This window comes from Pseudomonas sp. JDS08PS003, from assembly GCF_045013505.1.
Classification (GTDB): Bacteria; Pseudomonadota; Gammaproteobacteria; order Pseudomonadales; family Pseudomonadaceae; genus Aquipseudomonas; species Aquipseudomonas protegens_B.
The window spans coordinates 4,964,481-4,989,008 of the sequence record NZ_CP120724.1; the positions used below are offsets into that span (position 1 = coordinate 4,964,481).

20 protein-coding genes are annotated in these 24,528 nt (G+C 64.7%); 9 read left to right on the forward strand and 11 right to left on the reverse strand.

What is annotated here, in order from left to right; genetic code table 11:
• The first annotated feature begins 51 nt into the window (after positions 1-51).
• The 3 genes from P7C00_RS21990 to P7C00_RS22000 all read left to right on the forward strand — a co-directional run bounded on the left by P7C00_RS21990 (position 52) and on the right by P7C00_RS22000 (position 3,607).
• On the forward strand, positions 52-795 hold the full coding sequence (locus tag P7C00_RS21990) for a Crp/Fnr family transcriptional regulator (protein WP_346636131.1): 744 nt from the start codon (positions 52-54) through the stop codon (positions 793-795).
• 114 nt (positions 796-909) lie between these two features.
• Positions 910-2,124, forward strand: a complete 1,215-nt coding sequence (locus P7C00_RS21995) for an amidase family protein (protein ID WP_404937358.1) — start codon at positions 910-912, stop codon at positions 2,122-2,124.
• Between the two features lie 82 nt (positions 2,125-2,206).
• Positions 2,207-3,607 (forward strand): flavin monoamine oxidase family protein, encoded by a 1,401-nt coding sequence (locus P7C00_RS22000; RefSeq protein ID WP_404937359.1) that lies wholly within the window; start codon positions 2,207-2,209, stop codon positions 3,605-3,607.
• 37 nt (positions 3,608-3,644) lie between these two features.
• On the opposite strand, the gene P7C00_RS22005 is transcribed toward P7C00_RS22000, so the two are convergent.
• The 3 genes from P7C00_RS22005 to P7C00_RS22015 form a co-directional block, all read right to left on the reverse strand.
• Positions 3,645-4,556 (reverse strand): universal stress protein, encoded by a 912-nt coding sequence (locus P7C00_RS22005; RefSeq protein WP_346636134.1) that lies wholly within the window; start codon positions 4,554-4,556, stop codon positions 3,645-3,647.
• Positions 4,557-4,646: 90 nt separating this feature from the next.
• A complete protein-coding gene (locus tag P7C00_RS22010) occupies positions 4,647-5,720 on the reverse strand; it encodes an NAD(P)-dependent alcohol dehydrogenase (RefSeq protein WP_404937360.1) in 1,074 nt (357 codons plus the stop codon).
• Positions 5,721-5,868: 148 nt separating this feature from the next.
• Positions 5,869-6,996 carry an MFS transporter gene (locus P7C00_RS22015; RefSeq protein WP_404937361.1) on the reverse strand — a complete coding sequence of 376 codons (1,128 nt, stop codon included), beginning with the start codon at positions 6,994-6,996 and terminating at the stop codon, positions 5,869-5,871.
• A 100-nt stretch (positions 6,997-7,096) separates the two neighbouring features.
• Between P7C00_RS22015 and P7C00_RS22020 the strand changes: the two genes are divergently transcribed.
• Positions 7,097-7,861 (forward strand): helix-turn-helix transcriptional regulator, encoded by a 765-nt coding sequence (locus P7C00_RS22020; RefSeq protein ID WP_346636137.1) that lies wholly within the window; start codon positions 7,097-7,099, stop codon positions 7,859-7,861.
• 19 nt (positions 7,862-7,880) lie between these two features.
• Here the strand turns inward: P7C00_RS22020 and P7C00_RS22025 are convergent, their stop codons facing one another.
• The 3 genes from P7C00_RS22025 to P7C00_RS22035 all read right to left on the reverse strand — a co-directional run bounded on the left by P7C00_RS22025 (position 7,881) and on the right by P7C00_RS22035 (position 11,104).
• The gene (locus P7C00_RS22025) at positions 7,881-9,323 is read right to left on the reverse strand and encodes a mechanosensitive ion channel family protein (protein WP_346636138.1); all 1,443 of its coding nucleotides are present in this window, start codon (positions 9,321-9,323) and stop codon (positions 7,881-7,883) included.
• A gap of 134 nt (positions 9,324-9,457) precedes the next feature.
• Complete coding sequence (ycaC, locus tag P7C00_RS22030; RefSeq protein ID WP_102861744.1) at positions 9,458-10,084, reverse strand: isochorismate family cysteine hydrolase YcaC; 627 nt, start codon at positions 10,082-10,084, stop codon at positions 9,458-9,460.
• Positions 10,085-10,228: 144 nt separating this feature from the next.
• Positions 10,229-11,104, reverse strand: coding sequence for a pirin family protein (locus tag P7C00_RS22035; protein ID WP_404937362.1), 876 nt, complete (start codon positions 11,102-11,104; stop codon positions 10,229-10,231).
• Positions 11,105-11,201: 97 nt separating this feature from the next.
• On the opposite strand from P7C00_RS22035, the gene P7C00_RS22040 reads away from it, so the two are divergent.
• The gene (locus P7C00_RS22040) at positions 11,202-12,110 is read left to right on the forward strand and encodes a LysR family transcriptional regulator (RefSeq protein ID WP_346636201.1); all 909 of its coding nucleotides are present in this window, start codon (positions 11,202-11,204) and stop codon (positions 12,108-12,110) included.
• A gap of 117 nt (positions 12,111-12,227) precedes the next feature.
• On the opposite strand, the gene P7C00_RS22045 is transcribed toward P7C00_RS22040, so the two are convergent.
• The 5 genes from P7C00_RS22045 to P7C00_RS22065 form a co-directional block, all read right to left on the reverse strand.
• Positions 12,228-12,680 carry a response regulator gene (locus P7C00_RS22045; protein WP_346636140.1) on the reverse strand — a complete coding sequence of 151 codons (453 nt, stop codon included), beginning with the start codon at positions 12,678-12,680 and terminating at the stop codon, positions 12,228-12,230.
• Positions 12,681-13,008: 328 nt separating this feature from the next.
• Positions 13,009-13,725: an MgtC/SapB family protein gene (locus P7C00_RS22050; RefSeq protein ID WP_346636141.1), complete on the reverse strand. Its 717-nt coding sequence runs from the start codon at positions 13,723-13,725 to the stop codon at positions 13,009-13,011.
• Positions 13,726-13,968: 243 nt separating this feature from the next.
• Positions 13,969-16,734 carry a magnesium-translocating P-type ATPase gene (gene mgtA, locus P7C00_RS22055; protein ID WP_404937363.1) on the reverse strand — a complete coding sequence of 922 codons (2,766 nt, stop codon included), beginning with the start codon at positions 16,732-16,734 and terminating at the stop codon, positions 13,969-13,971.
• A gap of 546 nt (positions 16,735-17,280) precedes the next feature.
• Positions 17,281-18,618: a lysine N(6)-hydroxylase/L-ornithine N(5)-oxygenase family protein gene (locus P7C00_RS22060; RefSeq protein WP_404937364.1), complete on the reverse strand. Its 1,338-nt coding sequence runs from the start codon at positions 18,616-18,618 to the stop codon at positions 17,281-17,283.
• Positions 18,619-18,767: 149 nt separating this feature from the next.
• Complete coding sequence (locus tag P7C00_RS22065; RefSeq protein WP_404940066.1) at positions 18,768-19,250, reverse strand: sigma-70 family RNA polymerase sigma factor; 483 nt, start codon at positions 19,248-19,250, stop codon at positions 18,768-18,770.
• Positions 19,251-19,576: 326 nt separating this feature from the next.
• Here P7C00_RS22065 and P7C00_RS22070 point away from each other — a divergent pair, with 326 nt between their 5' ends.
• From P7C00_RS22070 to P7C00_RS22085, 4 genes are all read left to right on the forward strand, one after another.
• Positions 19,577-20,749, forward strand: coding sequence for an efflux RND transporter periplasmic adaptor subunit (locus P7C00_RS22070; protein WP_346636145.1), 1,173 nt, complete (start codon positions 19,577-19,579; stop codon positions 20,747-20,749).
• Positions 20,750-22,723 carry a MacB family efflux pump subunit gene (locus P7C00_RS22075; protein ID WP_404937365.1) on the forward strand — a complete coding sequence of 658 codons (1,974 nt, stop codon included), beginning with the start codon at positions 20,750-20,752 and terminating at the stop codon, positions 22,721-22,723.
• A gap of 7 nt (positions 22,724-22,730) precedes the next feature.
• Positions 22,731-24,122, forward strand: a complete 1,392-nt coding sequence (locus tag P7C00_RS22080) for an efflux transporter outer membrane subunit (RefSeq protein ID WP_404937366.1) — start codon at positions 22,731-22,733, stop codon at positions 24,120-24,122.
• Between the two features lie 100 nt (positions 24,123-24,222).
• Positions 24,223-24,522 carry a hypothetical protein gene (locus P7C00_RS22085; protein WP_404937367.1) on the forward strand — a complete coding sequence of 100 codons (300 nt, stop codon included), beginning with the start codon at positions 24,223-24,225 and terminating at the stop codon, positions 24,520-24,522.
• The last annotated feature ends 6 nt before the right edge of the window (positions 24,523-24,528 follow it).

The following is a 24,528-nucleotide window of genomic DNA, read 5'->3' on the forward strand; positions in this document are numbered from 1 at the left end:
CCTGGACTACCCTGAGTGAGCGCTGACGCCTTGCCATCCGGTGGTTCTGAGATGTTCGACAACCTTGGGCTCGGGCCCAATCACTTGCTCAACGCACTGCCGGCCGAGGTGCAGGAGCGCCTGCTGCCCCACCTCAAGCCAGTGCCCCTGGCCCTGGGCCAGGTGCTCTACGAGTCAGGGGATATCCCGCGCCACGTGTATTTCCCCACGGACGCGGTGGTGTCGCTGCTGTACCTGATGGAGAACGGCGCCTCCGCGGAAATCGCCGTGGTGGGCAACGAAGGGCTGGTGGGCGTGTCCCTGGTCATGGGCGGCGAGAGCACCACCAGCCGGGCCATCGTGCAAAGTGCCGGGCATGCCTTGCGCCTGCCCGGGCAGCGTCTCAAGGACGAATTCAACCGCCACGGCGAGATGCTCCTGCTGATGCTGCGCTACACCCAGTCGCTGATCACCCAGATGGCCCAGACCGCGGTGTGCAATCGGCACCACTCCATCGATCAGCAACTGTGCCGCTGGCTGCTGCTGTCCCTGGACCGCCTGCCGGGCAACCAACTGGTGATGACCCAGGAGTTGATCGCCAACATGCTCGGGGTGCGTCGTGAGGGCGTCACCGAGGCCGCCGGCAAACTGCAGCGCCAGGGCATCATCGAATACAGCCGGGGGCGCATCAACGTCCTCGACCGGCCACGCCTGGAACAGCACAGTTGCGAGTGCTACGCGGTGGTGCGCAAGGAGACCGCGCGGCTGCTGCCGTACCTGCCCCAGGCCGATCCGGGAGAAAAACCGCCGGACTGAAATTTCCTGATAGAAACCGGGCGTCAGAGGCGCAGAATCCTCGGCTGATCCTGCCTCGCCCGGCCCTGCGCCAGGCGGCTGCAGGCCGCTTTTTCTCCAGCCACGGCCAAGCCCATGACGCCCTCTACCTGCGCTGACAGTGGCGCCTTCGTCACTCGCCAGACCTTTGCCCCCTATGCTGGCGGCCCGCTCTCGGGGCTCAGCTTCGCGGTCAAGGACAACATCGACCTCAAGGGCCTGACCTGTACCTACGGCAGCCCGGCCTGGGGCGCGGCGCACCCACCGGCCAGCCACCACGCCTTGTGTGTCGAGCAGTTGCTCGGTGCCGGCGCCACCTGCCTGGGCAGCACGGTCAGCGATGAGTTCACCTACAGCCTGCAAGGGGAAAACCCGTTCTTTGGTACGCCCCTCAATCCCAAGGCCCCGGGACACATACCCGGAGGCTCGTCCAGCGGCTCGGCCTCGGCGGTGGCCTGCGGCCTGGTGGATTTTGCCCTGGGCACCGACTGCGCCGGCTCGGTGCGGGTGCCGGCCAGCTTCTGCGGGATCTGGGGCCTGCGCCCAACCCCGCAGCGCATCTCGGCCGCCGGCGTGCTGCCGTCGGTGCCCAGCGTCAGCACGGTGGGGGTCCTGGCCAATGGGCTCGACACCCTGAGCCGGGTCATGCCGGTGCTGCTCAGCAGTTGCACGCCAGCGCCCCGGCCCATCGGCACCCTGTATGTGCTGGAAGACGCCTTTGCCCTCGCCGACCCGAAGATCCAGGCCCGGCTGCGGGCGGTCATTCGGGCGTTGCAGGCGCGGGTGCCGGTCGTGGTCAAACCCCTGACCTTCGCTCAACTGGTCAAGGGCGACTGGGACCTGAAAGCCTGCAATGAACAGGCGCTGCGTCTGCTGCAAAGCGCCGAAACCGGCAACTCCATCGGCCACTGGGTCAACACCTTCGAGCCGCCATGCAGCCCCGGTTTCGAGGCCGCCTTCGCCAATGTCCGGCAGCTGGATCGCCGCCACATCAGCAGCGCATTGCGACACTGCGAACAGCTGTTTGCCGCGGTCAGCGCCTTTACCGCCAGCAACGACCTGTTCTGTTTCCCCACGGTGCCGCTACCGGTTCCGGGCAAGGGCCAGTTGCAGGCGCCCGAGGCGATCATGGACTTCTACGACCGTTGCATGGCCGTCAGCAGTTTTGCCGGGGTCGCGCGGCTACCGGAGCTGTCCATCCCGGTGGGCCGGGTCGAGGGACTGCCGGTGGGTCTGTCCCTGGCGGCGGGGCATTACCAGGACCTGTTCCTGCTGGACGCGGCCCGCGAGTTGTTTGCCGCCATCGATTGATTCCCGGCCCTGCGTGGCCTTCGAGGCGGGCGCTGTCTGGGGCCTGCCGCTGACTCTCTTTCGACTCACAAGAGCACCGCCAATGTCACCACAACCTTTTGCAACACCCCGCCGTTTGCTGCCCGTGGCCCGGCCGACGTCCCTGCAAGCAGTGCCCGGCGCGGTCACCCGGGTGCTGGTGGTAGGCGCCGGATTCGCCGGCCTCGCCGCTGCCAATGCACTGATGACCGCCGGCATCGAGGTGCAGGTGCTGGAGGCCCGGCCACGGATCGGCGGCCGCACCCACACCCTGGCCCTGGGCAATTCCCGAGTGGATGCCGGCGGTTCGTGGATTCACGATCCCGAGGGCAATCCCCTGAGCCAGCTGGCCCGGTTCATGGCACTCGATACCCGGGCGTTCTGCATCGCCGAACTGTTTGCCGGCATGGGCCTGGTGGACCCGCAGGGACAACGCCTGGACCCGGCGCGGCGCATGCAGATCCTCGAACTGGCGGACAGCTTCGAAGCCGAACTGATGCAGGACGCCGGGCAGTACCCGGCGGATCTGTCCCTGGAGCAGTGGCTGGAGCTGCGCGCACAGGACATCGCCGATCCCGACCTGCGGGACTGGGTGCAGTTTGTGATCAGGACCGGATTGCAGGCCGACCTGGCCGCGCCGGCCCGCGACATTGCCCTGCTCAACTACAGCCTGGAGTGCGATTACGAGGGCGCGGACCGCTGCATCAGCGGCGGTTACCTGAACCTGCTGCAAGGCCTGGCCGAGGGCCTGCCCATCAGCACCGACTGGCCGGTGGCGAAGGTCCGCAGCAATGCCTGGGGCGTGACCCTGGAGTGCAGCGACGGGCGTGTGGAAAGCGGCTCCCATGTACTGCTGAGCGTGCCGCTGGGGGTGCTCAAGGCCGAGGCCATCGAGTTTTCACCGGCCTTGCCGGCGCAAAAGAAGGCGGCCATACAGCGCCTGGGCTTTGGCCATTTCGAAAAGCTCCTGCTGAGTTTCGACCAGCCTTTCTGGCCCACAGGGCAAGCGGCGTGCAGCGGGTTGTTGATCAAGGACCATCCGCTGTTCCCCTACTGGATCGACGTGACACCCCTCACCGGCACCCCGACCCTGGCGGCCCACGTCTCGGGGCCTCCGGCCCTGGAGCTGGCCAAGCTGGACGATCCGACCGCCCTGGCACTGGCCCTGGAGGCCCTGGCCACGGCCTGCGGCGGTTCGCTGCCGACACCGAGCGCGGTGCACCGAACCCACTGGTCGAGTGATCCCTACAGCCGCGGCGCCTACCTGCACCTGACGCCCCAGGCCTCGCTGGCCGACATCGCCCAGCTCGCAGCCCCATATGGCCGGGTACTGCTGGCGGGCGAAGCCACCTCCTGCGAGCGTTACGGGTATGTCGATGGCGCCTATTGCTCAGGGCTGCGAGAAGCCGCCCGATTGCTACCGGGGGTCGAACTGGCGGTGTCGATCGCCGAACCCGGGCACTGACCCGGGTCGTCTCAGGCTGCCCAACGCGCTGCGGTGCTCAGCTCGCGCCGCCTGACTTGACCGCCAGGATGCTGCCCGGCATCGAGTACAGGGCCCGTTCGGTGGTACTGCCGATCAAGCGGCCAAAGCCGGTGCGGTGCACGGTGCCCATGACCACCACGTCCACCAGGTATTCGTCGACGAACTGGGCGATGCCCGGCACCGGCGGTCCCATGATGAAGTGGCGAAATTCCTGGGGCACGTTGTGTTCATCGCCCAGGCGTTCGAATTCCTTGTGCAGGGATTCGCGCAACTCGTCCAGGCAATTGACGCTCCAGGCGGTGGACGCCACCGGCGCGACACCATCGAGCATCGGCATCAGGTCGTAGGCATACAGCAGGTGCAACTGTGCATCGCATTGCAGGGCCAGGGCGTTGGCGGTCTGGATGATCAGGCCATTGAGGCCGCTGATCTGGGTGTCGGACTGGGCCGGGTCGACGGCGGCGACAATGCGCCGGGGCAGTTTGTGCGGGGCATCGTTGACCAGATGCACCGGCACCGGGGCTTCACGCAGCAGGTGGCAATCCAGGGGGGTGACGAAAACGCGCTTGAGGGCCGATTCCAGGGTCACATCCTTGATCAGCAGATCGGGGCGGAATTCGCTGATGTAGTCCAGCATGTCCTTGAGCACCTGAGTGCTCCAGATCACCTGGGTGGTGACCTCCACGCCCTGCTCGCGCATCCATTGGGCTTCCACCTGCAGCCAGCGCTCATGGCGTTGCAGGTAGGCTTGGCGTTCACTGTCTTCCAGGTGCTCTTCCCACAGGTAGGTGCGCGCCGGTGGTTCGACGAACACCAGGGCATGCAAGGCCGCTCCGCTGGCCTTGGCCAGGGCGGTAGCGCGGCGCGCCGCAGGAGACTGGTGCTGCTGGGGATCGGCAATCAGCAACAGACGCTGGTACTGGCTCATGGTTGACCTCCTTGGACGTTGATGGGCCTGAGTGTCGAGGCAGACGGGCGCGGGCACCTTGATGTGCATCAAGGACACCCGGCGCACGGATCAAGGTGTCACGGCAATCTTCATCACCCCGTCGCGCTGGCTGGCGAACAGCTCGTAGGCGGCTTCGATGTCATCCAGCTTGAAGCGGTGGGTAACCAGAGGCTTGAGGTCCACCTGGCCACTGGCGACCACTTCCATCAAGCGGCGCATGCGCTCCTTGCCGCCGGGGCACAGGGTACTGAGGATGCTCAGGTCGCCGAGTCCGGCGGCGTAGGCATCCAGCGGGATGCGCAGGTCGCTGGAATAGACCCCGAGGCTCGACAGCTTGCCGCCCGGGCGCAGCACCCGCAGCGCCGACTCGAAGGTGCCCTGGGTGCCCAGGGCCTCGATCGACACATCGACCCCGCGACCGTCGGTCAGATCCATGATCTGCTTGACCACGTCGCCCTGCTTGAAGTCCACCACGTGGGTCGCCCCCAGGCCCCGCGCCACGCTCATGCGCGCCGCCACGGTATCGACGCCGATGATGGTGGTGGCGCCCTTGAGCCGGGCCCCGGCCACCGCGCACAGGCCGATGGGCCCCAGGGCGAACACCGCCACGCTGTCGCCGATGTTGACCTCGGCGCGCTCGGCGCCGGAGAAACCGGTGGACATGATGTCCGGGCACATCAGTACTTCTTCGTCACTCAGACCGTCGGGAATCGGGCACAGGTTGGCCAGGGCGTCCGGCACCCGCACGTACTCGGCCTGGCAGCCGTCGATGGTGTTGCCGAACTTCCAGCCGCCGCTGGCGCGAAACCCGTGGCGGGTGTCCGGACCGTCCTGTGAGCCACAGCCACAGAGGCAGGCATAACTCTGGCCGCTAGGGGTGATGGCCCCGGCGATCACCCGCTGGCCCTCATGGAAACCGCGGACCTGGGAGCCCAGGCGCTCGATCACGCCCACCGGTTCGTGGCCGATGGTCAAGCCCTTGGCCACCGGGTATTCGCCCCGCAGGATGTGCACATCGGTGCCGCAGATCGTAGTGGTGGTGATGCGCACCAGAGCGTCCAGCGGACCGATTTCGGGGATGTCCTTGTCTTCCAGCACGATGCGGTTCTTTTCCACGAATACCGCTGCTTTCATCTTGGCCATGTTGCCGATCTCCATTTCCGGGAAGGGGCTGCGCCGTTGCACAGATCTGCCAACAGGCTGCGCGGATGCGCCGGGCAACGGCTTGATCATGATCAAACAATGGACCCTTCAGGGGCGCTGCGGCGACCGCGTGTCGCAAACCCGACATTCACCTGCGACGCGCGCCCAGGCACAGCAACAGGGCCACCACGCCGCACAGGCAAAGGCTCAGCCCCAGGACCTGCCCCCAGCCCACCAGCAGCAGGCCGGCGCCGATCAGCAGGTAATAGAACAAGCCGAACCAGGCCCCGGCGCTGCCCAGCCGGTCGCTGTAGGCCGCCAGGGCCGAGCCGAGAATATTCGGGATCGCCAGGCCAAACCCCAGTACCACCCCGAACATCGGCAGTACCAGCCACAGGCTGTGCTGCAAGGCCAGGACCCCGCCGCCCCCAGCCAACACCGCCAGGGCCGCCAATACCAGTAGCCGCTCGCTGCACCAGCCTCGGCCCAGCAGCCGGCGGTTTAGCCAGGCACCCAGGCCGGAGCCCAGGGCCAGCAACGCGCCGCTGTAGCCGAACCATTGCGCGCCCTGCCCCAGGCCTCGGAACACAAAGGGCCCGAGGCTGTAATAGCTGAGCAAGGCCAGGTTGAACACCGCCACCAGCAGCGCCGAGCGCCAGATCGCAGGGTCCCGCAGCATCTGCCACAAGGTACCGGCCAGGGGCGCCAGAGGCTGCGCAGGCGGACGGGTTTCCGGCAAGGCCCGGGCGCACCAGCCGAGCAACGCCAGGGCCAGCACCAGCAACCCCGTCAGCGCGCCCTGATAGCCAAAAGCGCGGCTCAGGGCCGCCCCCACAAACAGCCCAATGGCGGGGCTGGCCGCCAGCACCATGCCCATCAGCGAGAACACCCGGATCAGCTCGCGGCCCTGGAACAGGTCCCGCAACAGGGTCTGGGTCACCACGGAACAGGCGGCCCCCCCCAGCGCCGCCAGGCCCTGGCACAGCAACAGCTGGGCAAAGCTGCGAGCCTGCAACTCCAGGACCAGCGCCAGGGCATACAGCGCCAGCCCGCCGAGCAAGGCCGGGCGCCGCCCCCAGCGATCGCTCAGGCGTCCCCAGAGCACCACCCCCGGCGCGAAACCGAGGATAAACACCGACAGGCTCTGGGCCGCCTGCTGCGCAGGAACGCCAAAGACCCGGCCGATGTCGGTCAGGGCCGGGCTGAAGAGGGTCTGGGCGATCTGCGCAAACATCAGCAGGGCCATGGCCAGGGGCAACAGGGAACGGGGATTCATCAGGTGGGTGCTCGGCAAAAAAAACATGCCGGCGATTCTAGGCAGGCGACACTGGCGTATTATCGCAACCTGGCCAATAAACAGTGGAAATCGGACAAAGATGGCATGGCTCGATCCCCAGGCACGCTTCGACCCGGACCCCTTCAGCGCGCCGGTGATCGGCATTGCCGCTACCCTCGGCGATCATGATTCCGGCCTGCACCGGCACCGTCGCGGGCAACTGCTGTACACCCGCCAGGGCTGCACCCGGATCACCCTCGCCGACCGCCTGTGCCTGCTGCCTCCCTCGCGGGCGGCATGGATTCCCGGCGGGGTGCAGCACCGCGCGCAGATGCAACAGAGCGTGGATTACCGCTCGCTGTACTTCAGTGTTGAACTGAGTCCGCGCTTGCCTGCGGAGGTGGCGGTGATCGATGTCAGTCCCTTGCTGCGCGCCGTGCTGGAACCCATGGCCCTGGCGGCGTTCGATTGCGACTGGAGCCAGGGCCGCTACCCGCACCTGCTGGGCCTGTGCCTGGAGGAAATCGGCGCCGCGCTGCACCAGCCACTGTCCTTGCCCCTGCCTCGGGACAAGCGCCTGCAACCCTTGCTGGAAGACCTGCAGCGCCTGCCACCGGAGCTGCAGGTGCTGGCCACCCGGGTCGGCGCCAGCAGCCGCACCATCGGCCGCATCTTCCAGCGCGAGACGGGCCTGGGTTACCAGCAATGGCGTCAGCAATGGCGCTTGATGCGTGCCATCGAGCTGCTGGCCACCGGCCGCAGCATCGGTTACGCCGCCTTCGAACTGGGCTTTGCCAGTGACAGCATCTTTATCGCCTTTTTCAGGGCCATGACCGGCACCACGCCCCGGGCCTACTTCAAATGAGGAACCGCGACGGGGCACCTCAGGTGCGGCTGCGCAACCACTGCAGAAAGCCCTTCTTGGCCACAGGCTTGGGCGGCGACTGGGCCAGGCTCTGGGCAATGTGCTGGCGGAAGTCCAGCAGGGTCTTCATGGCGTCGCCGATGTCGTGACGGGCATCCAGGCAGGGTTTGAGGAACTCGTTGTCGATGCGGTACAAGCTGCAGAAGGTCTTGGCCGAAAACTCCGCGATCGTGGCCTGCTCGGCCACCACGCCCGCTTCGCCAATCACTTCACCCGGGCCCATGCGCCCGGCTTCAAAGGGTTTGCCGTCACGCTGCATGGTCACCGACACCACGCCGGACTCGATGATGAACAGGTGATCGCTGACCGCCCCCGCCGGCAGGATGATTTCGCCGGCACGGAAGGTCTGCAACTGCATGTTCTGGCTGAAGGTGTCCTTCTCTTCCTGGCGCAGGGTGGAAAAGATACTGGAGGCGTCCAGCAGCGCCCGAGGTCGCGACAGCGCCTGGTTCTGCACCGGCTCGTCGCTGGACAGCAAGCTGATGCCGCTGGCCTGCAGATGACGGAATGCCAGGTCGAACAGCTGGTTACGCACTTCGCGCTTCTGCCCCATGGTGGCGACGAAGCCGCTGATCTCGTACTCCGCGCCGCTGCTGCCGGAGCTTTTCAGGGCCACGCTGGGGGCCGGGCTGCCGAGCAGGAAACGGCAGCCGAGCATGGCCCGCTCCAGGGCCTCGATGACCTTCTGCGGGCGAGCGTGGGGGCTGACCTGCACGCTGATGGATAAACCGTAGATATCGCTGGGGCGGCTGAAGTTGGTGATCTTGGCCTTGGACGCCAGGGAGTTGGGGATCACCACCATGCTGCCCTGGGAGGTCTGCAGCCGGGTTGCCCGCCAATCGATGTCCACCACCCGGCCTTCAGTGCCGTCGATGGCGATCCAATCATCGATCTGATAGGGCTTGGTGGTATTGAGGACCAACCCGGAAAACAGGTCGCTGAGGGTGCTTTGCAGGGCCAGGCCGACGATGATCGCCAGCGCCCCGGAGGTGGCCAGTACGCCCTTGACCGGCAGGTCCAGCACGTAGGCCAGGGCGGCGATGATGGCGATCAGGAAGATCACCGCGCCCATCAAGTCCTGCAGCAGCCGCCCGGTGTGACCAACCCGCTGCATCATCAGGGTGCCCAGCAACACCGTCAGGGTCCGTGCACCGAACAGCCACCAGCCGATCTGCAAACCGGTGGCCGCCAGGTGCAACGGCACATCGTCCGGCCAGGGCGCCGTCTGCATGGGGCTCAGGCCCTGGTTGAACAGCATCAGGCTGTACAGGCAAAAGATCAGCACCCGTACCGCCAGCTTCCAGCGATCGCCCTGGCGACCGATCAGGTGCCACAGGGCAAGGTCCAGCAGCAACAGCGTCAACGCGGCCAACAGCAGGTGATCGGCGAATGGGGCAAGCATCGAGCAACTCCAGCAGGACAATGGCGGCAAGATCGCACGAAAGACGCTGGGGCAGGTATAGCTGGAAAAGACAAAAACCGGTGATGAGGCCATGCCATACAGCGGCGGACGCGATGCCCGCCGCTGCCGGGGCTTTATTGGCCTTGGGTCAGGGTGTTGTAGCTGGTCATCAGGTTGCGGTAGTCGGGAATGTGGTTGGAGAACAGGGTGCCCAGGCCTTCGACGTCGTTGCGCCAGTCGCGGTGCAACTCGCACGCCAGGCCGAACCAGGTCATCAACTGCGCGCCGGCGTTGGACATGCGGTTCCAGGCCGAGTCCCGGGTCAGCGCGTTGAAGGTGCCGGAGGCATCGGTGACCACGAAGACTTCAAAACCTTCTTCCAGGGCCGAGAGCGCCGGGAAGGCCACGCAGACTTCGGTGACCACCCCGGCAATGATCAGTTGCTTCTTGCCGGTGGCCTTGATCGCCTTGACGAAGTCTTCGTTGTCCCAGGCGTTGATCTGGCCGGGACGGGCAATGTACGGCGCGTCGGGGAACAGCGCCTTGAGCTCCGGCACCAGCGGGCCGTTGGGACCGGTTTCGAAACTGGTGGTGAGGATGGTCGGCAGCTTGAAGTACTTGGCCAGGTCAGCCAGGGCCAGCACGTTGTTCTTGAAGCGATCGGGCTCGATATCGCGGACCAGCGACAGCAAGCCGGCCTGGTGGTCGACCAGCAGAACGGCGGCGTTTTCCTTGTCGAGACGTTTGTAGGCGTTAGTCATGGTGAGTCCTCGCTAATGATCGATGCCGGATAACCCGGCTGGGGTTAAACCCATGGCCGCACCTGCAGCGTGAGGGCGGACATTGGGGATAGCGCGCGACTCGCAGAGCCTAGTCGGCCATGCGCGCCGCGCCAGCGCTGCCGGTCAGTGCCCGGTGGCGTCCATCTGGCCGAAGCGGCCCGATTGAAAGTCGACGAATGCCTGATGAATCTCCTCTTCGCTGTTCATCACGAACGGGCCGTGACCGACGATGGGTTCGTCGATGGGCTCGCCGCTGAGCAACAGCACAATCGCGTCGTTGTCGGCCTGCAGGCTGATCAGGTCGCCCTCGCGCTCCAACAGCGCCAACTGCCCTTGCGCTACCCGCTCCTGGCCATTGATCTGGACCGTGCCACGCAGCACCACCAGGGCGGTGTTGCGCCCCGGGTGCAGGGGCAGCTCCAGGTGCTTGCCGGCCAGCAGGCGCATGTCCCAGACGTCGATCGGGGTGAAGGTCTGTGCCGGACCGCGCTGACCGCCGAACTCACCGGCGATCAGGCGCAGGCTGCCGGCATGGCCGGGCAGCGGGATCTGCGGGATGTCCGCCGCGACGATGGTCTGGTAACCGGGGGCTGCGAGCTTGTCCTTCGCCGGCAGGTTGACCCACAGCTGGACCATTTCCAGAGGACCGCCACGCCGGGCGAAATCGGCGGAATGGAACTCCTCGTGGAGAATCCCCGAGGCGGCGGTCATCCACTGCACGTCGCCCGGACCGATCGTGCCGCCGCTGCCGGTGGAGTCACGGTGTTCCACTTCGCCGTCGTAGACGATGGTCACTGTCTCGAAGCCGCGATGGGGATGCTGGCCGACGCCGCGGCGAGCGCTGGTAGGGCTGAACTGGGCGGGACCGGCGTGATCCAGCAGCAGGAACGGGCTGATGTGCTGACCCAGGTTGTCGTAGGAAAACAGGGTGCGGACCGGGAAGCCGTCACCGACCCAGTGAGGCCGGGGGCTGGTGTAGATGCCGATGATGTTTTTCATGTCGTCCTCCAGAACTATCTGATGGACACACCTTAAAACTCACACCTTTGCCGCGCTAGACTGCAAAAATCGCCCTTAGCGTTCTATTTGGAGAACGATCTTGGAAGACCTGAATACCCTCTACTACTTCACCCAAGTGGTGGAGCACCGGGGATTCGCCGCCGCCGGGCGCGCCCTGGACATGCCCAAGTCCAAGCTCAGCCGACGGATCGCCCAGCTGGAGGAGCGCCTCGGCGTGCGCCTGATCCAGCGCACCAGCCGCCACTGTTCGCTGACCGAGATCGGCCAGGAGTATTACCAGCGCTGCCTGGCCATGCGGGTGGAAGCCGAGGGTGCGGCGGAAGTCATCGAACGCAATCGCTCCGAACCTCAAGGCTTGGTGCGCGTGGCCTGCCCCACTGCCCTGCTCAACTCCTGGGTCGGGCCGATGCTCACCCGTTTCATGCTCAAGTACCCCTTGGTGGAGCTGTTCATTGAAAGCACCAACCGCCGGGTCGATCTGATCCACGAGGGCTTCGACATTGCCCTGCGAGTGCGTTTCCCGCCCCTGGAAAATACCGATCTGGTAATGAAGGTGCTGGGCAACAGCACCCAGAGCCTGGTGGGCCATCCGGACTTTCTCCAGCGCCTGTCGAGTCCGGCCGCACCGGCGGACCTCAGTGGCCTGCCGAGCCTGCACTGGGGCGCGGCGCAGCGCGATTACCAATGGCAACTGCTGGGGCCCGACGGCGCCGAAGCCTTGATCCGCCATCGGCCGCGAATGGTCACCGACGACTTGCTGGCCCTGCGCCATGCGGTGCTGGCGGGCGTCGGCATCGCCCATTTGCCCAAGGTGGTGGTCCGCGAGGACCTGGACGCCGGACGTCTGCTGGAACTGGTGCCCGGCTGGGCGCCGCGCTGCGGGATCGTCCACGCCATCTTCCCGTCGCGCCGCGGCCTGCTGCCTTCGGTACGCAGCCTGATCGACTTTCTCGGCGAGGAATTCAGCCAGAGCGACATGGCCTGAGCAGCACCACCTGCGCCTTGATCGAACAAATCGCCGTGGGACTGACTGCCGATTGTTTATCGCGCAACGCAAAACGGCATCCCCTGGGGATGCCGTTTTGCATAGAGCGCGGTTACATCAACTGGCGCTGGCACTCCAGCTGCCGTGCTGCGGTTCCGGCAGCCATTGGATACCCGGCCTGGGTGCCTTGAGCCGCGGCGGATCGATGTGCAACATCAGGCGCTTGATCGCCTCGTTGTCCGGCAGCTCGGCGCGGCTGGCCTGAATCCTGTGTCGCAGGCTGCTAGGAATCGGCGGGAAGCGCTGACTGTCGTAAATCAGTGCATGGTCGACCTGAGGGTTGTCCAGGCAGAAATCCAGCAGATCGAAACCACTGTGAGTAGCCAGGGTGCCGTTGATGATCAGCAGATCGAACGGATCGCAGGCGTACTCCACCAGCGTCAGGAGCTCTTCAAGCCTGTGCACCGGAGCCACGCGGTAGTAATTGAGTTGGTTAAGTGTTCGCTCGATCTGCATTCGATGAAAATGCTGATCATCGGCAATCAATATACGCAGCGCTCTATTGGACATTTTTCTGATCCTGCTCATGAGACTACGACCGACGATTGCCGGCCTTTCCTCCTAGATCGGTAGAAGGCTAGGGAAGTGTTTATGGGTTTTCTTTAGGATTATTCTGAAAACCATCCCCAGTTCAGTCTTACCGTTGGTTTTTCGGACAAGTCCGCTGTCACACCGGCCCAATCTCCAACCCTTTACGAGGCTGCGAACTACCTTAATCGCCCCTCAGCTTTTTTAGAGGGTGAAAGGTCTCATGGTTTTGTAAGGCTTTTCCCAGACTAGGCAACACACCTCTGAGGGGACGCAATAGGCCGGCACGCTGCCAGCAGCCAGGCCCCATTCACTCGGTGGTACTCGGGCTCCAGAAAGCCTGATGCACCAGGGACGAGGTAGACAGGCGAGCCACCAGTGCATCCAGTTCATCGCCGTCCACCGAGGTGGTGGCCAGGGTGGCCTCGATCTCCACTTCATCGTTGCCAAAGGCATGCACGTCGACATCGCTGGCCGGGTAGTTGCTGCGCGCCAGCTCCGCCTCCAGCAGCGCGAACACCGCCTTCTGTTTCGAACGGTGGGCAATCACATAAACGATGTTGGTGACCTCGGCGGAAATCACATCCAGGGGCTGGCGGTTGATGTTGTTGACGATGGGCCGCAGCAAAGTGTTGGCCGCGAGCACGAACAAGGTTCCCAACAGCGCTTCGAGAACCAGATCGGCACCGGCACAGGCCCCCACCGCAGCCGACGCCCAGAGCGTCGCGGCGGTATTCAGGCCACGGACGTTACCCTCCTCGCGCATGATCACCCCGGCCCCGAGAAAGCCGATACCCGAGACCACATAGGCCACCACCCGCACCGCGCCGTCGGCGCCTCCCAGGCGGTTGGCCATGTCGACAAAGATCGCCGCCCCCACGGCCACCAGCACATTGGTGCGCAAACCGGCGGTGCGTTGTCGGTACTGGCGCTCGAAACCGATCAGGCCACCGAGGATAAAGGCGGCGCTGAGGCTGACCAGGGTATCGATCAGCGAGTCCAAATTGATGTTGTTCAGGGCTTGCATGGCAACTGTCCTTGAGCGGTGCGGCATGAATGGCACCAGAGGACTCTAGCAGCGGTCCATGAACGTCTCATGGCCTGCGGTGGGCGCACGGCCTGCCGTAGGAGTTGGCTTGCCAGCGAAGAGGCCCCTGAGGGCGCCTTCGTCAGCAGGGTAACTTTCGCGGGCAGAGACGCGTTCGTCTGCGGGGTAACTTTCGCTGGCAAGAAAGCCTTCGCCAGCGAGCTGGCTCCTACAGGGGCAGCATTACTGCCAGCCAAAACGGCGGACGTAGTAGCCCTTCACTGCCTGGGTCAGGGCCATGTAGGCCAGCAGGATCAGCGGCAGGAACACAAAGTACAGCGACGGCAACGCCTGCAATTTGAAGTAGTGCGCCAGCGGGCCCATCGGCAGGAAGATCCCCACCGCCATGATGATCCCGGTCATCACCAGCAACGGCGTGGCCGCGCGGCTTTGCAGGAACGGAATCTTCGGCGTGCGGATCATGTGCACGATCAGGGTCTGGGTCAGCAGCCCCACCACGAACCAGCCGGACTGGAACAGGGTCTGGTGATCCGGGGTGTTGGCGTCGAACACGTACCACATCAAGGCAAAGGTGCTGATGTCGAAGATCGAGCTGATGGGCCCGAAGAACACCATGAAGCGCCCCACATCCGCCGGCTGCCAGCGCTGGGGTTTCTTCAGCATCTCCTCGTCAACGTTATCGAAAGGAATGGCGATCTGGGAAATGTCGTACAGCAGGTTCTGCACCAGCAGGTGCATCGGCAGCATCGGCAGGAACGGGATGAAGGCACTGGCCACCAATACCGAGAACACGTTGCCGAAGTTCGAGCTGGCGGTCATCTTGATGTACTTGAGCATGTTGGCGAAGGTCCGGCGCCCTTCCAGCACGCCCTCCTCCAGCACCATCAGGCTCTTTTCCAGGAGGATGATGTCCGCCGCTTCCTTGGCGATGTCCACCGCGCTGTCCACGGAAATACCGATATCAGCGGTACGCAGCGCCGGGGCATCGTTGATGCCGTCGCCCATGAAGCCCACCACATGGCCGTTGGCCTTGAGCAAGCGAACGATGCGTTCCTTGTGGGTCGGGGTCAGCTTGGCGAAGACGTTGGTGGTTTCCACCGCCTTGGCCAGTTGCTCGTCGCTCATGCGTTCGATGTCGTTGCCCATCAGCAGGCCCTGCTGCTCCAGGCCCACTTCGCGGCAGATCTTCGCCGTTACCAGTTCGTTGTCGCCGGTCAGCACCTTGACCGCCACCCCATGCTCGGCCAGGGCCTTGAGGGCCGGAGCGGTGCTTTCCTTGGGTGGATCGAGAAAGGCCACGTAGCCGATCAGGGTCAGTTCGCACTCGTCCGCCAGGCTGTAGGTGTCGCGACCTTCAAGCATCGGCCGCGCGGCCACCGCCACCACCCGCAGGCCCTCTTCGTTGAGATCGGCGGTGACCTGGCGAATCCGTGCCAGCAGGCTGTCGGTCAAGGCTTCTTCGGCCTCGCCATGGCGCACGTTGCGGCACACCGCCAGCACCTCTTCCACCGCGCCCTTGCAGATCAGCAGATGTGGCCGGTCCTGTTCCGCCACCACCACAGACATGCGCCGACGGGTGAAATCGAACGGGATCTCGTCGACCTTCTGGAAGGCGGTGCCGACCTTCAGTTCCCGGTGGACCTCGACGTGCTCCAGCACCGCGACGTCCAGCAGGTTTTTCAGCCCGGTCTGGTAGTAGCTGTTGAGGTAGGCCATTTCCAGCACGTCATCGGAATCCTCGCCCCAGACATCCACGTGCCGCGCCAGGAAGATCTTGTCCTGGGTCAGGGTGCCGGTCTTGTCGGTGCACAGCACGTCCATGGCGCCGAAGTTCTGGATGGCGTCCAGACGCTTGACGATGACCTTCTTGCGCGACAGGAACACCGCCCCCTTGGCCAGGGTCGAGGTGACGATCATCGGCAGCATTTCCGGGGTCAGGCCCACGGCGATGGACAGGGCGAACAGCAACGCTTCCATCCAGTCGCCCTTGGTGAAGCCGTTGATGAACAACACCAGGGGCGCCATGACGAACATGAAGCGGATCAGCAGCCAGCTGACCTTGTTGACCCCGCTCTGGAACGAGGTGGGCGCGCGGTCGGTGGCGCTGACCCGCTGGGCCAGGGCGCCGAAATAGGTGCTGTTGCCGGTGGTCAGGATCACTGCCGTGGCCGAACCGGAGACCACGTTGGTGCCCATGAACAGAATGTTGTCCAGGTCCAGAGGGTTGCGGGTGTCGGCGTCCTGCTGGCGGGGAAACTTCTCCACCGGCATGGATTCACCAGTCATCGCCGCCTGGCTGACGAACAGATCCTTGGCGCTGAGTACCCGGCAGTCGGCGGGGATCATGTCACCGGCCGAGAGCACGATCAGGTCGCCGGGCACCAACTGCTTGATCGGTAGCTCGATGCGCTGGGCGCCCCTGGCCTCGGCGGCAGCTCCCAACAGGCGGTCGAGCATCGGCGCAGCCTGGGGCGCCGACCCTGGGCGCATCACCGTGGCGGTGTTGCTGACCATGGCCTTGAGAGCATCGGCGGCCTTGTTGGACTTGGCCTCCTGCCAGAAACGCAGCAGGGTCGACAGCACCACCATGGAGAAGATCACCGTGGCTGCCTTCATGTCCTCGGTCAGCCAGGAAATCACTGCCAACAGGGTCAGCAGCAGGTTGAAAGGGTTCTTGTAGCAGTGCCACAGGTGAATCCACCAGGGCAGCGCCTGCTCGTGCTCGACCTCGTTGAGGCCGTGACGCTCACGCAAGGCATCGGCTTCTTCGGTGCTCAGGCCATCGGTGTGGCTGCCAAGCTGGTCCAGCAGTTGCGCAGCATCGCTGTTGGCCGCGGTCACCAGGGTTTGCGCCAGGGTCGGCGGCACCTCGCGGCTGACACTGGCGTCATTGAAGCTATCCAACAGGGCCAGGCGGCGGAAGTGCCGGGCGAAATGCCGGGTCCGCAGGAAGCCGGCAAAGAACTCTTTCAACAGGGTGAGCTTCATGGTGATGACTCCTGCAGCAACGGCGTAGGGAAAACCGCAGGCAGGTACGACCGGGCGTGCCGGAGGGAGAAATCCTCCACGCAAGCCTGATCCGCAGGTCCGGGACCTGCGCGTCGGTGCCACCACGACACGGCAACCGGCCGGGTCGAAGGGAAAATAGAAGTCGCCAGGAAGTGACGTCGGGAAGCGAACCGCAGAGGTTCGCGATCGGGATGCCGCATCTCGCTGGACGGCGAGACAACGGCAGGAACAGGCTGCGCGTTATCTTGCCGGGACTGCGCCGGTTACTGAAACCGGCCGACTCCTGTCACTCGAACAAGTACCCACACTGGGCCTCCACTGATTGAAAACGCGCGCAGCTTACGCCGCACTATTTGCAGAGTAAACCTGGGAAAAACCCTGACAGAGGGAATCGAAAAGTTCTTCAGCCAAGGTTCAGGAACGCCTTCGCCGGCAAGCCGATGCCTACGGCTCCCCACACTGTCACTGACAACCGTAGGAGCCGGCTTGCCGGCGAAGATGTGCGCAAAAATGCCTTGCCGCTGATCAGCTGGCGGTGGCCAGCAGCAGGTCGCGTACCGAGCGGCTGTGACCGCGGGTCTTGCCATGTTCGTACAGCGACTCGGCAATCTCCTGGGCACGAATCGGCAGTACCGACAGCAAGGTGTCGCTCAAGCCATGACTGGCCTGACTGAAGCCCTGCATGTAGATACCGGCCTTGCAGCGCTCGTCGGTGATCACGCGATAGTTGCGGTCCACTTCGAAGTCGCCCAGGTATTCCTGCAGAGGCGCCAGCAGCTGGCGGTGCATCTGCCGCTCGTAGCCGGTGGCCAGGACCACAGCATCGTAGTGACGCACTTCGCGCTCGCCGCTGGCACTGTTGCGCAGGGTAAGCTCGATGCCCAGATCGGTGGCGGTGGCCTTCTCCACCGTGGTCATGGTGCGGAAGGTGTGGCGCGCGATGCCGGAAACCTTCTGCCGATAGAAGATCCCGTAGATCCGCTCGATCAGGTCGATGTCCACCACCGAGTAGTTGGTGTTTTGGTACTCGCTGACCAGGCGCTCGCGCTCGCTGCCAGTCTGCTGGAACACCAGGTCGGTGAAGGCCGGGGAGAACACTTCGTTGACGAAAGGGCTGTCATCCGCCGGCTTGAGTGCCGAACCGCGCATGATGATGTCGGCCTGCACCGAAGGGAAACTGTCGTTGAGGTCGATGAAGGCTTCTGCCGCGCTCTGCCCGCCGCCGATGATGGCGATATTCATCGGCTTGCCACTGACACAGGGCTGGCTGGCCATGCGTTCCAGGTACTGGGAATGGTGGAACACCCGCGCATCGCCCTTGAGCCCCTTGAAGGTTTCCGGAATCCGCGCCGTGCCGCCGGCACTGACCACCACCGAACGGGTGGTGCGCACCAGTTCGCTGCCCTGGGCATCCCGGGAAATCACCCGCAACGCCTCGACCTGCTGGTTGTGCAGCACCGGCTCGATGGCCAGCACTTCTTCGCCGTAACGGCTGTGTTCCTGGAAGTGCCCGGCCACCCAGCGCAGGTAGTCGTTGAACTCCATGCGGCACGGATAGAAGGTGCCCAGGTTGATGAAGTCCACCAGGCGCCCGTGGTGCTTGAGGTAGTTGACGAAGGAATAGGGGCTGGTGGGGTTGCGCAGGGTCACCAGGTCCTTGAGGAAGGAAATCTGCAGTTCGCTCTGGGTTACCAGGGTATTGCCGTGCCAGCGATAGTCAGCCTGCTTGTCGAGGAACAGCGCGTCCAGCGGACCGTGCTCCTGCCCGCGCTCTTCCAGCGCAATGGCCAGCGCCAGGTTCGAGGGGCCGAAACCGATACCGATCAAATCGTGAACGTGGGCCGATGCAATTGCCTGTGTCATTTCCAGTGTCCTCTGGATAAACCGCCTCAACGCGGGGGATAAAGTGTCACGGTGACCCGACTGGCCCATGCAGGACAGCAGATCGTCTGTTGAGTAGGGACGAGGACAATGAAAAAAAATTTAACTAAATACGTCTCAACGGCAACGCGTTATTGAGCATCCCACTGGCGCAGGCGCGACCGGCAATGCTTCATGGCATTGACGATGTGTTTCTCCACCAGGCTGCGGGAAATCCCCAGCTGTTCGGCGATCTGCAGGTGAGACAGGCCTTCGAGCTTGCGCAGCAGGAAGCTCTCGCGACACAGCCGGGGCAGCTCGGCCAGGGCCCGTTGCAGCATTTCCAGGCGCTGGCCATGATCCAGGCTGGTCTGCGGCGAAGGGTTGAAGTAACGCTCTTCGTTGTCCAGCACCTCCAGGGGCTCGGACTGGCGCAAGGCATTGCGCCGATGGCCGTCGATCACCAGGTTCAGGGCCGTACGATAGAGAAACGCCCGCGGCTGCTCGATGGGGGTATCGCTGGAGCGCTCCAGGACCCGCACATAAGCGTCGTGCACCACATCCTCGGCCACCTGGCGATTGCCCAGCTTGGCGTTAAGGAAGCACATCAGCTCGCGATAGTAGTTTTCCAACAGGGCTCCCGAGCGCCCACTGGGGCGATTCTGTCCTTGAGCAAGACCGGCAATGGCCGATTGCACCCGGTAATTCGTGATGGCTGTTTAGTAGCGGCGTAATTTATAGTAATTCTCATATAGATTTAAAGTACCGCAGTGCCGCGGTGGGTTTATTTTCAGTATTCCGACAGCTGTAACGCCATGTGTCGGCAGTTAAATTCCCCCCCCGGCATCTCGTTTACCTGACAGCTCCCCGTCTCTGCCGTTCCTGCGGCAGCCGCAAGCCTGGCTGCCCCTTGTGCGGCCGGCAGTTGTGACGGGCCGATTTCCCCTGGCCGGAACCCTGCATGAAACGTCCCCGACATACCCGACGCGCCCTGCTTGCCGCACTCTGCTTGATTCCCGTTGTAGCCATCACTGCCTGGACCGTCATTCCCCCTGGACGGGATCAGTTCGCGACGGTGCAAGTCAGCCGCGGCGATATAGAAAGCAGCGTCACCGCCCTGGGCACCCTGCAGCCTCGGCGCTATGTCGACGTCGGCGCCCAGGCCTCCGGGCAGATCCGCAAGATCCACGTCGAGTCCGGCGACCAGGTCAAGGAAGGCCAGTTGCTGGTGGAAATCGACCCCTCCACCCAACAGGCCAAGCTCGACGCCAGCCGTTTCTCCATCGAGAACCTGCAAGCCCAGCTGCAAGAGCAGTACGCCCAGAATCAACTGGCCCGACAGAAATACCAGCGCCAACAGAACCTGGCGGCCGGCGGCGCCACTCGCGAAGAAGACGTACAGACCGCCCAGGCCGAACTCAAGGCCACTCAGGCGCGGATTGACATGTACAAGGCGCAGATCCGCCAGGCCCAGGCCAGCTTGCGCAGCGACCAGGCGGAGCTGGGCTATACGCGCATCTACGCCCCCATGTCCGGCACCGTGGTCGCGGTGGACGCCCGCGAAGGCCAGACCCTCAACGCCCAGCAGCAGACGCCGTTGATCCTGCGCATCGCCAAACTCTCGCCCATGACCGTCTGGGCCGAAGTCTCGGAAGCCGATATCGGCCACGTCAAACCCGGCATGCACGCCTACTTCACCACCTTGAGCGGCGGCAACCGGCGCTGGACCAGCACCGTGCGGCAGATCCTGCCGATCCCGCCCAAGCCCCTGAACGAAACCAGCCAGGGCAGCGGCAGCCCCACCAGCACCAGCAAGAGCGGCAGCGGCCGGGTGGTGCTCTATACCGTGCTGCTGGACGTGGACAACGCCGACAACGCGCTGATGGCGGAAATGACCACCCAAGTGTTCTTCGTCGCCAACCAGGCAAAAAATGTCCTCACCGCCCCCATCGCCGCTCTGCAGGGCAGTACTGAACCGGACCTGCAGATTGCCCGCGTGGTGGCCAAGAACGGTTCGATCGACGAGCGCAAGGTCCGAGTCGGCATCAGCGACCGCCTGCGCATCCAGGTACTGGACGGTTTGAACGAAGGCGATCACCTGCTGATCGGCCCGGCCAACAGCAGCGGGGGTTGAATGCAGACTCCGCTGATCGACCTCAGAGACATCCGCAAATCCTACGGCGGCGGCGACAGCCCGCAAGTCGATGTCCTGCGGGGCATCGACCTGTCGATCCACGCCGGGGAATTCGTCGCCATCGTTGGCGCCTCCGGTTCCGGCAAGTCGACCCTGATGAACATCCTCGGCTGCCTGGACCGCCCCACCTCCGGCGAGTACCTGTTCGCCGGGGAGAACGTCGCCCAGCTCGACAGCGACGAACTGGCCTGGCTGCGCCGCGAAGCCTTTGGCTTCGTGTTCCAGGGCTACCACCTGATCCCCTCGGCCTCGGCCCAGGAAAACGTCGAGATGCCGGCCATCTACGCCGGCACCCCGACCGCCGAACGCCACGCCCGCGCCGCCGCCCTGCTGGAGCGCCTGGGCCTGGCCAGTCGCAGCGGCAACCGCCCGCATCAACTGTCCGGAGGCCAGCAGCAACGGGTGTCCATCGCTCGCGCCCTGATGAACGGCGGCCACATCATCCTCGCCGACGAACCCACCGGCGCCCTGGACAGCCACAGCGGCGCCGAAGTCATGACCCTGCTGGACGAACTGGCCAGCCAGGGCCACGTGGTGATCCTCATCACCCACGACCGTGAAGTGGCAGCCCGGGCCAAGCGCATCATCGAGATCCGCGACGGCGAGATCATCAGCGACACCGCCCACCAGGACCCGTCGGTGCAACTGAGCGCCAATGCCGGCGCCTTGCAGGCGGTGGACCTGCGCCAGCGCCTGGCCGACGGCAGCGAGCCTACCGATGCCTGGAAAGGCGAACTGCTGGAAGCGATCCAGGCCGCCTGGCGGGTGATGTGGATCAACCGCTTCCGCACCGCCCTGACCCTGCTGGGGATCATCATCGGCGTGGCCTCGGTGGTGGTGATGCTGGCAGTGGGCGAAGGCAGCAAGCGCCAGGTGATGGCGCAGATGGGCGCCTTTGGCTCGAACATCATCTACCTGAGCGGCTATTCACCCAACCCGCGCACCCCGGAAGGCATCGTCACCCTCGATGACGTCGCAGCCCTGGCCAACCTGCCCCAGGTGAAACGCATCATGGCCGTCAACGGCGCCAAGGCCGGGGTGCGTTTCGGCAACGCCGACTACATGAGCTACGTGGGCGGCAACGACACCAACTTCCCGGATATCTTCAACTGGCCCGTGGCCCAGGGCAGCTACTTCAGCGAGGCCGACGAACGCTCGGCGGCGGCAGTGGCGGTGATTGGCCACAAGGTCCGGGAAAAGCTCCTCAAGGACGTGACCAACCCCATCGGCCAGTACATCCTCATCGAAAACGTGCCGTTCCAGGTGGTCGGCGTACTCTCGGAAAAAGGCGCCAGTTCCGGCGACAGCGACAGTGACGACCGCATCGCCGTGCCCTACTCCGCCGCCAGCATCCGCCTGTTCGGCGACCACAACCCGCAGTACGTAGCGATTGCCGCCGCCGATGCCAGCCGGGTCAAGCAGACCGAACAGGAGATCGATGAACTGATGCTGCGCATGCACGGCGGCAAGCGCGATTTCGAACTGACCAACAATGCCGCGATGATCCAGGCCGAGGCCCGAACCCAGAACACACTGTCGCTGATGCTCGGTGCCATCGCCGCGATCTCGCTGCTGGTGGGCGGCATCGGGGTGATGAACATCATGCTTATGACCGTGCGCGAACGCACCCGGGAAATCGGTATCCGCATGGCCACCGGTGCCCGCCAGCGCGACATCCTGCGCCAGTTCCTCACCGAAGCGGTGATGCTCTCGGTGGTCGGCGGCCTGGCCGGCATCGGCGTGGCCCTGATCATCGGCGGCATCCTGATCCTCAGCGAAGTGGCAGTGGCCTTCTCCCTGGCCGCAGTGCTCGGCGCCTTCGCCTGCGCCCTGGTCACCGGCGTCATCTTCGGCTTCATGCCGGCCCGCAAAGCTGCCCGGCTCGACCCGGTCACGGCCCTTACCAGTGAATGATCGACCTATGAAAGCGCACCTGACCCTCCTGGCCGCCAGCATCTTGCTGGCGGCCTGCAGCAGCCCCACGTCGCGCCCGGAAAGTGGCCTGCAAGCACCGGCGTCCTGGCACTCTCCCGCCAACCAGGGCGCCCGGCAGCAAGACCTGCGCTGGTGGACCCGTTTCGGCAGCCCGGAGCTGGATCAACTGATCGTCGAAGCCCGGGCCGGCAGCTACGACCTGGCCGCAGCCATGGCCCGGGTCCGCCAGGCCCAGGCCAGTGCCATCGTGGCCGGGGCGCCGCTGCTGCCCAGCGTCAATGGCACCTTCAACGCCAGCCGCAGAAAACAGCTGCGGGGCAACAACTCCAGCCAGCTCGATTCCAGCAACAACAGCAAAGTCACGAACTCGTTAGACGCGGGCCTGAGCGCCACCTATGAAGTCGACTTCTGGGGCGGCCGCCGCGCCGCCTACGACAGCGCCTTGCTCGGAGTCCAGGCCAGCGAGTTCGATCAGACCACCGTGGAGCTGACCCTGCTCAGCGGCGTGGCCAACAGCTATGCCCAGGCGCTGTCGCTGCGGGAACAGATGCGCATCGCCGAACTCAACCTGGCCAATGCACAGAACGTGCTGCAACTGGTGCAGACCCGCTACGACTCCGGCTCGGCCACCGCCCTGGAACTGGCCCAGCAAAAGAGCCTGGTGGCCGCCCAGCAACGCCAGGTGCCGCTGGTTCGGCAACAGGCTGAAGAAAACCTGATCACCCTTGCTGCCCTGCTAGGCCGGCCGGTGCAGAGCCTGAAACTGAGCGACCAGCCCTTTGCCCAATTGAACTGGCCGACCATCGATGCCGGAGTGCCCAGCGAACTGCTGACCCGCCGTCCCGATATCGCCGGTGCCGAGGCCCGGCTGGCAGCGGCCCAGGCTGACGTCAAGGTGGCGCGAGCGGCAATGCTGCCAACCCTGACCCTGACCGCCAACCTGGGCACGGGCTCCGACAAGCTGGGCGATGTCTTGCGCAACCCCTTCTACAACCTCGCCTCCGGCCTAGTGGCGCCGATCTTCAACAACGGGCGCCTGGGCGCCGAACGGGACAGGGCCACCGCGCGCCAGCAAGAGCTGCTGGAGACTTATCGCGGGGCGATCATCAATGGTTTTGCCGATGTGGAAAAAGCCCTCAATAGCATTCGCGGCCTGGACCAGCAGCGCCAGTGGCAGAGCGAAGAGCTGAACCAGGCGCAGCGCGCCTTCGAGATCGCCCAGAGCCGCTATCAGGCCGGCGCCGAAGACTTACTGACGGTCCTGGAAACCCAGCGCACCCTGTACACCGCCCAGGATCAGAACGTGCAACTGCGGCTGTCGCGCCTGCAATCGAGCATCGCCCTGTACAAAGCCCTGGGTGGCGGCTGGAGCCACTGACACGGCGGGAGTGGCCGGCCCGGCCACTCCTGCGTCCAGCGCAGCGGTCGAGCGTTAAATCGCTTAGAATCCCCTCCCGCCCCACCGCCAACAGAACCCCATGCCCCTCGAAAACGCGCCACGCGATCCACTGGCAGACCTGCTGCCCCTGCTGCGCAAGGTCTACCCCGACGGGCTCGACAGCCGCGACTACAACCGCCTTCTGGTGCTGCTGTACCCGCACTTGTGCGACCGCAATCTGGCGCAGCTGATGGCGCAGCTCACCCACAGGGACGCGGACATCATTCTCAATGAGATCTACGCGGCAGTGACCGGCCAGCCGCCGCCCGCCGCAGAGCTGGAGGCGTTGCAGGACTTACTGGAGCGGCACGGCGCCCGGGCCATCCTGGCGGACGACTGACCGCGC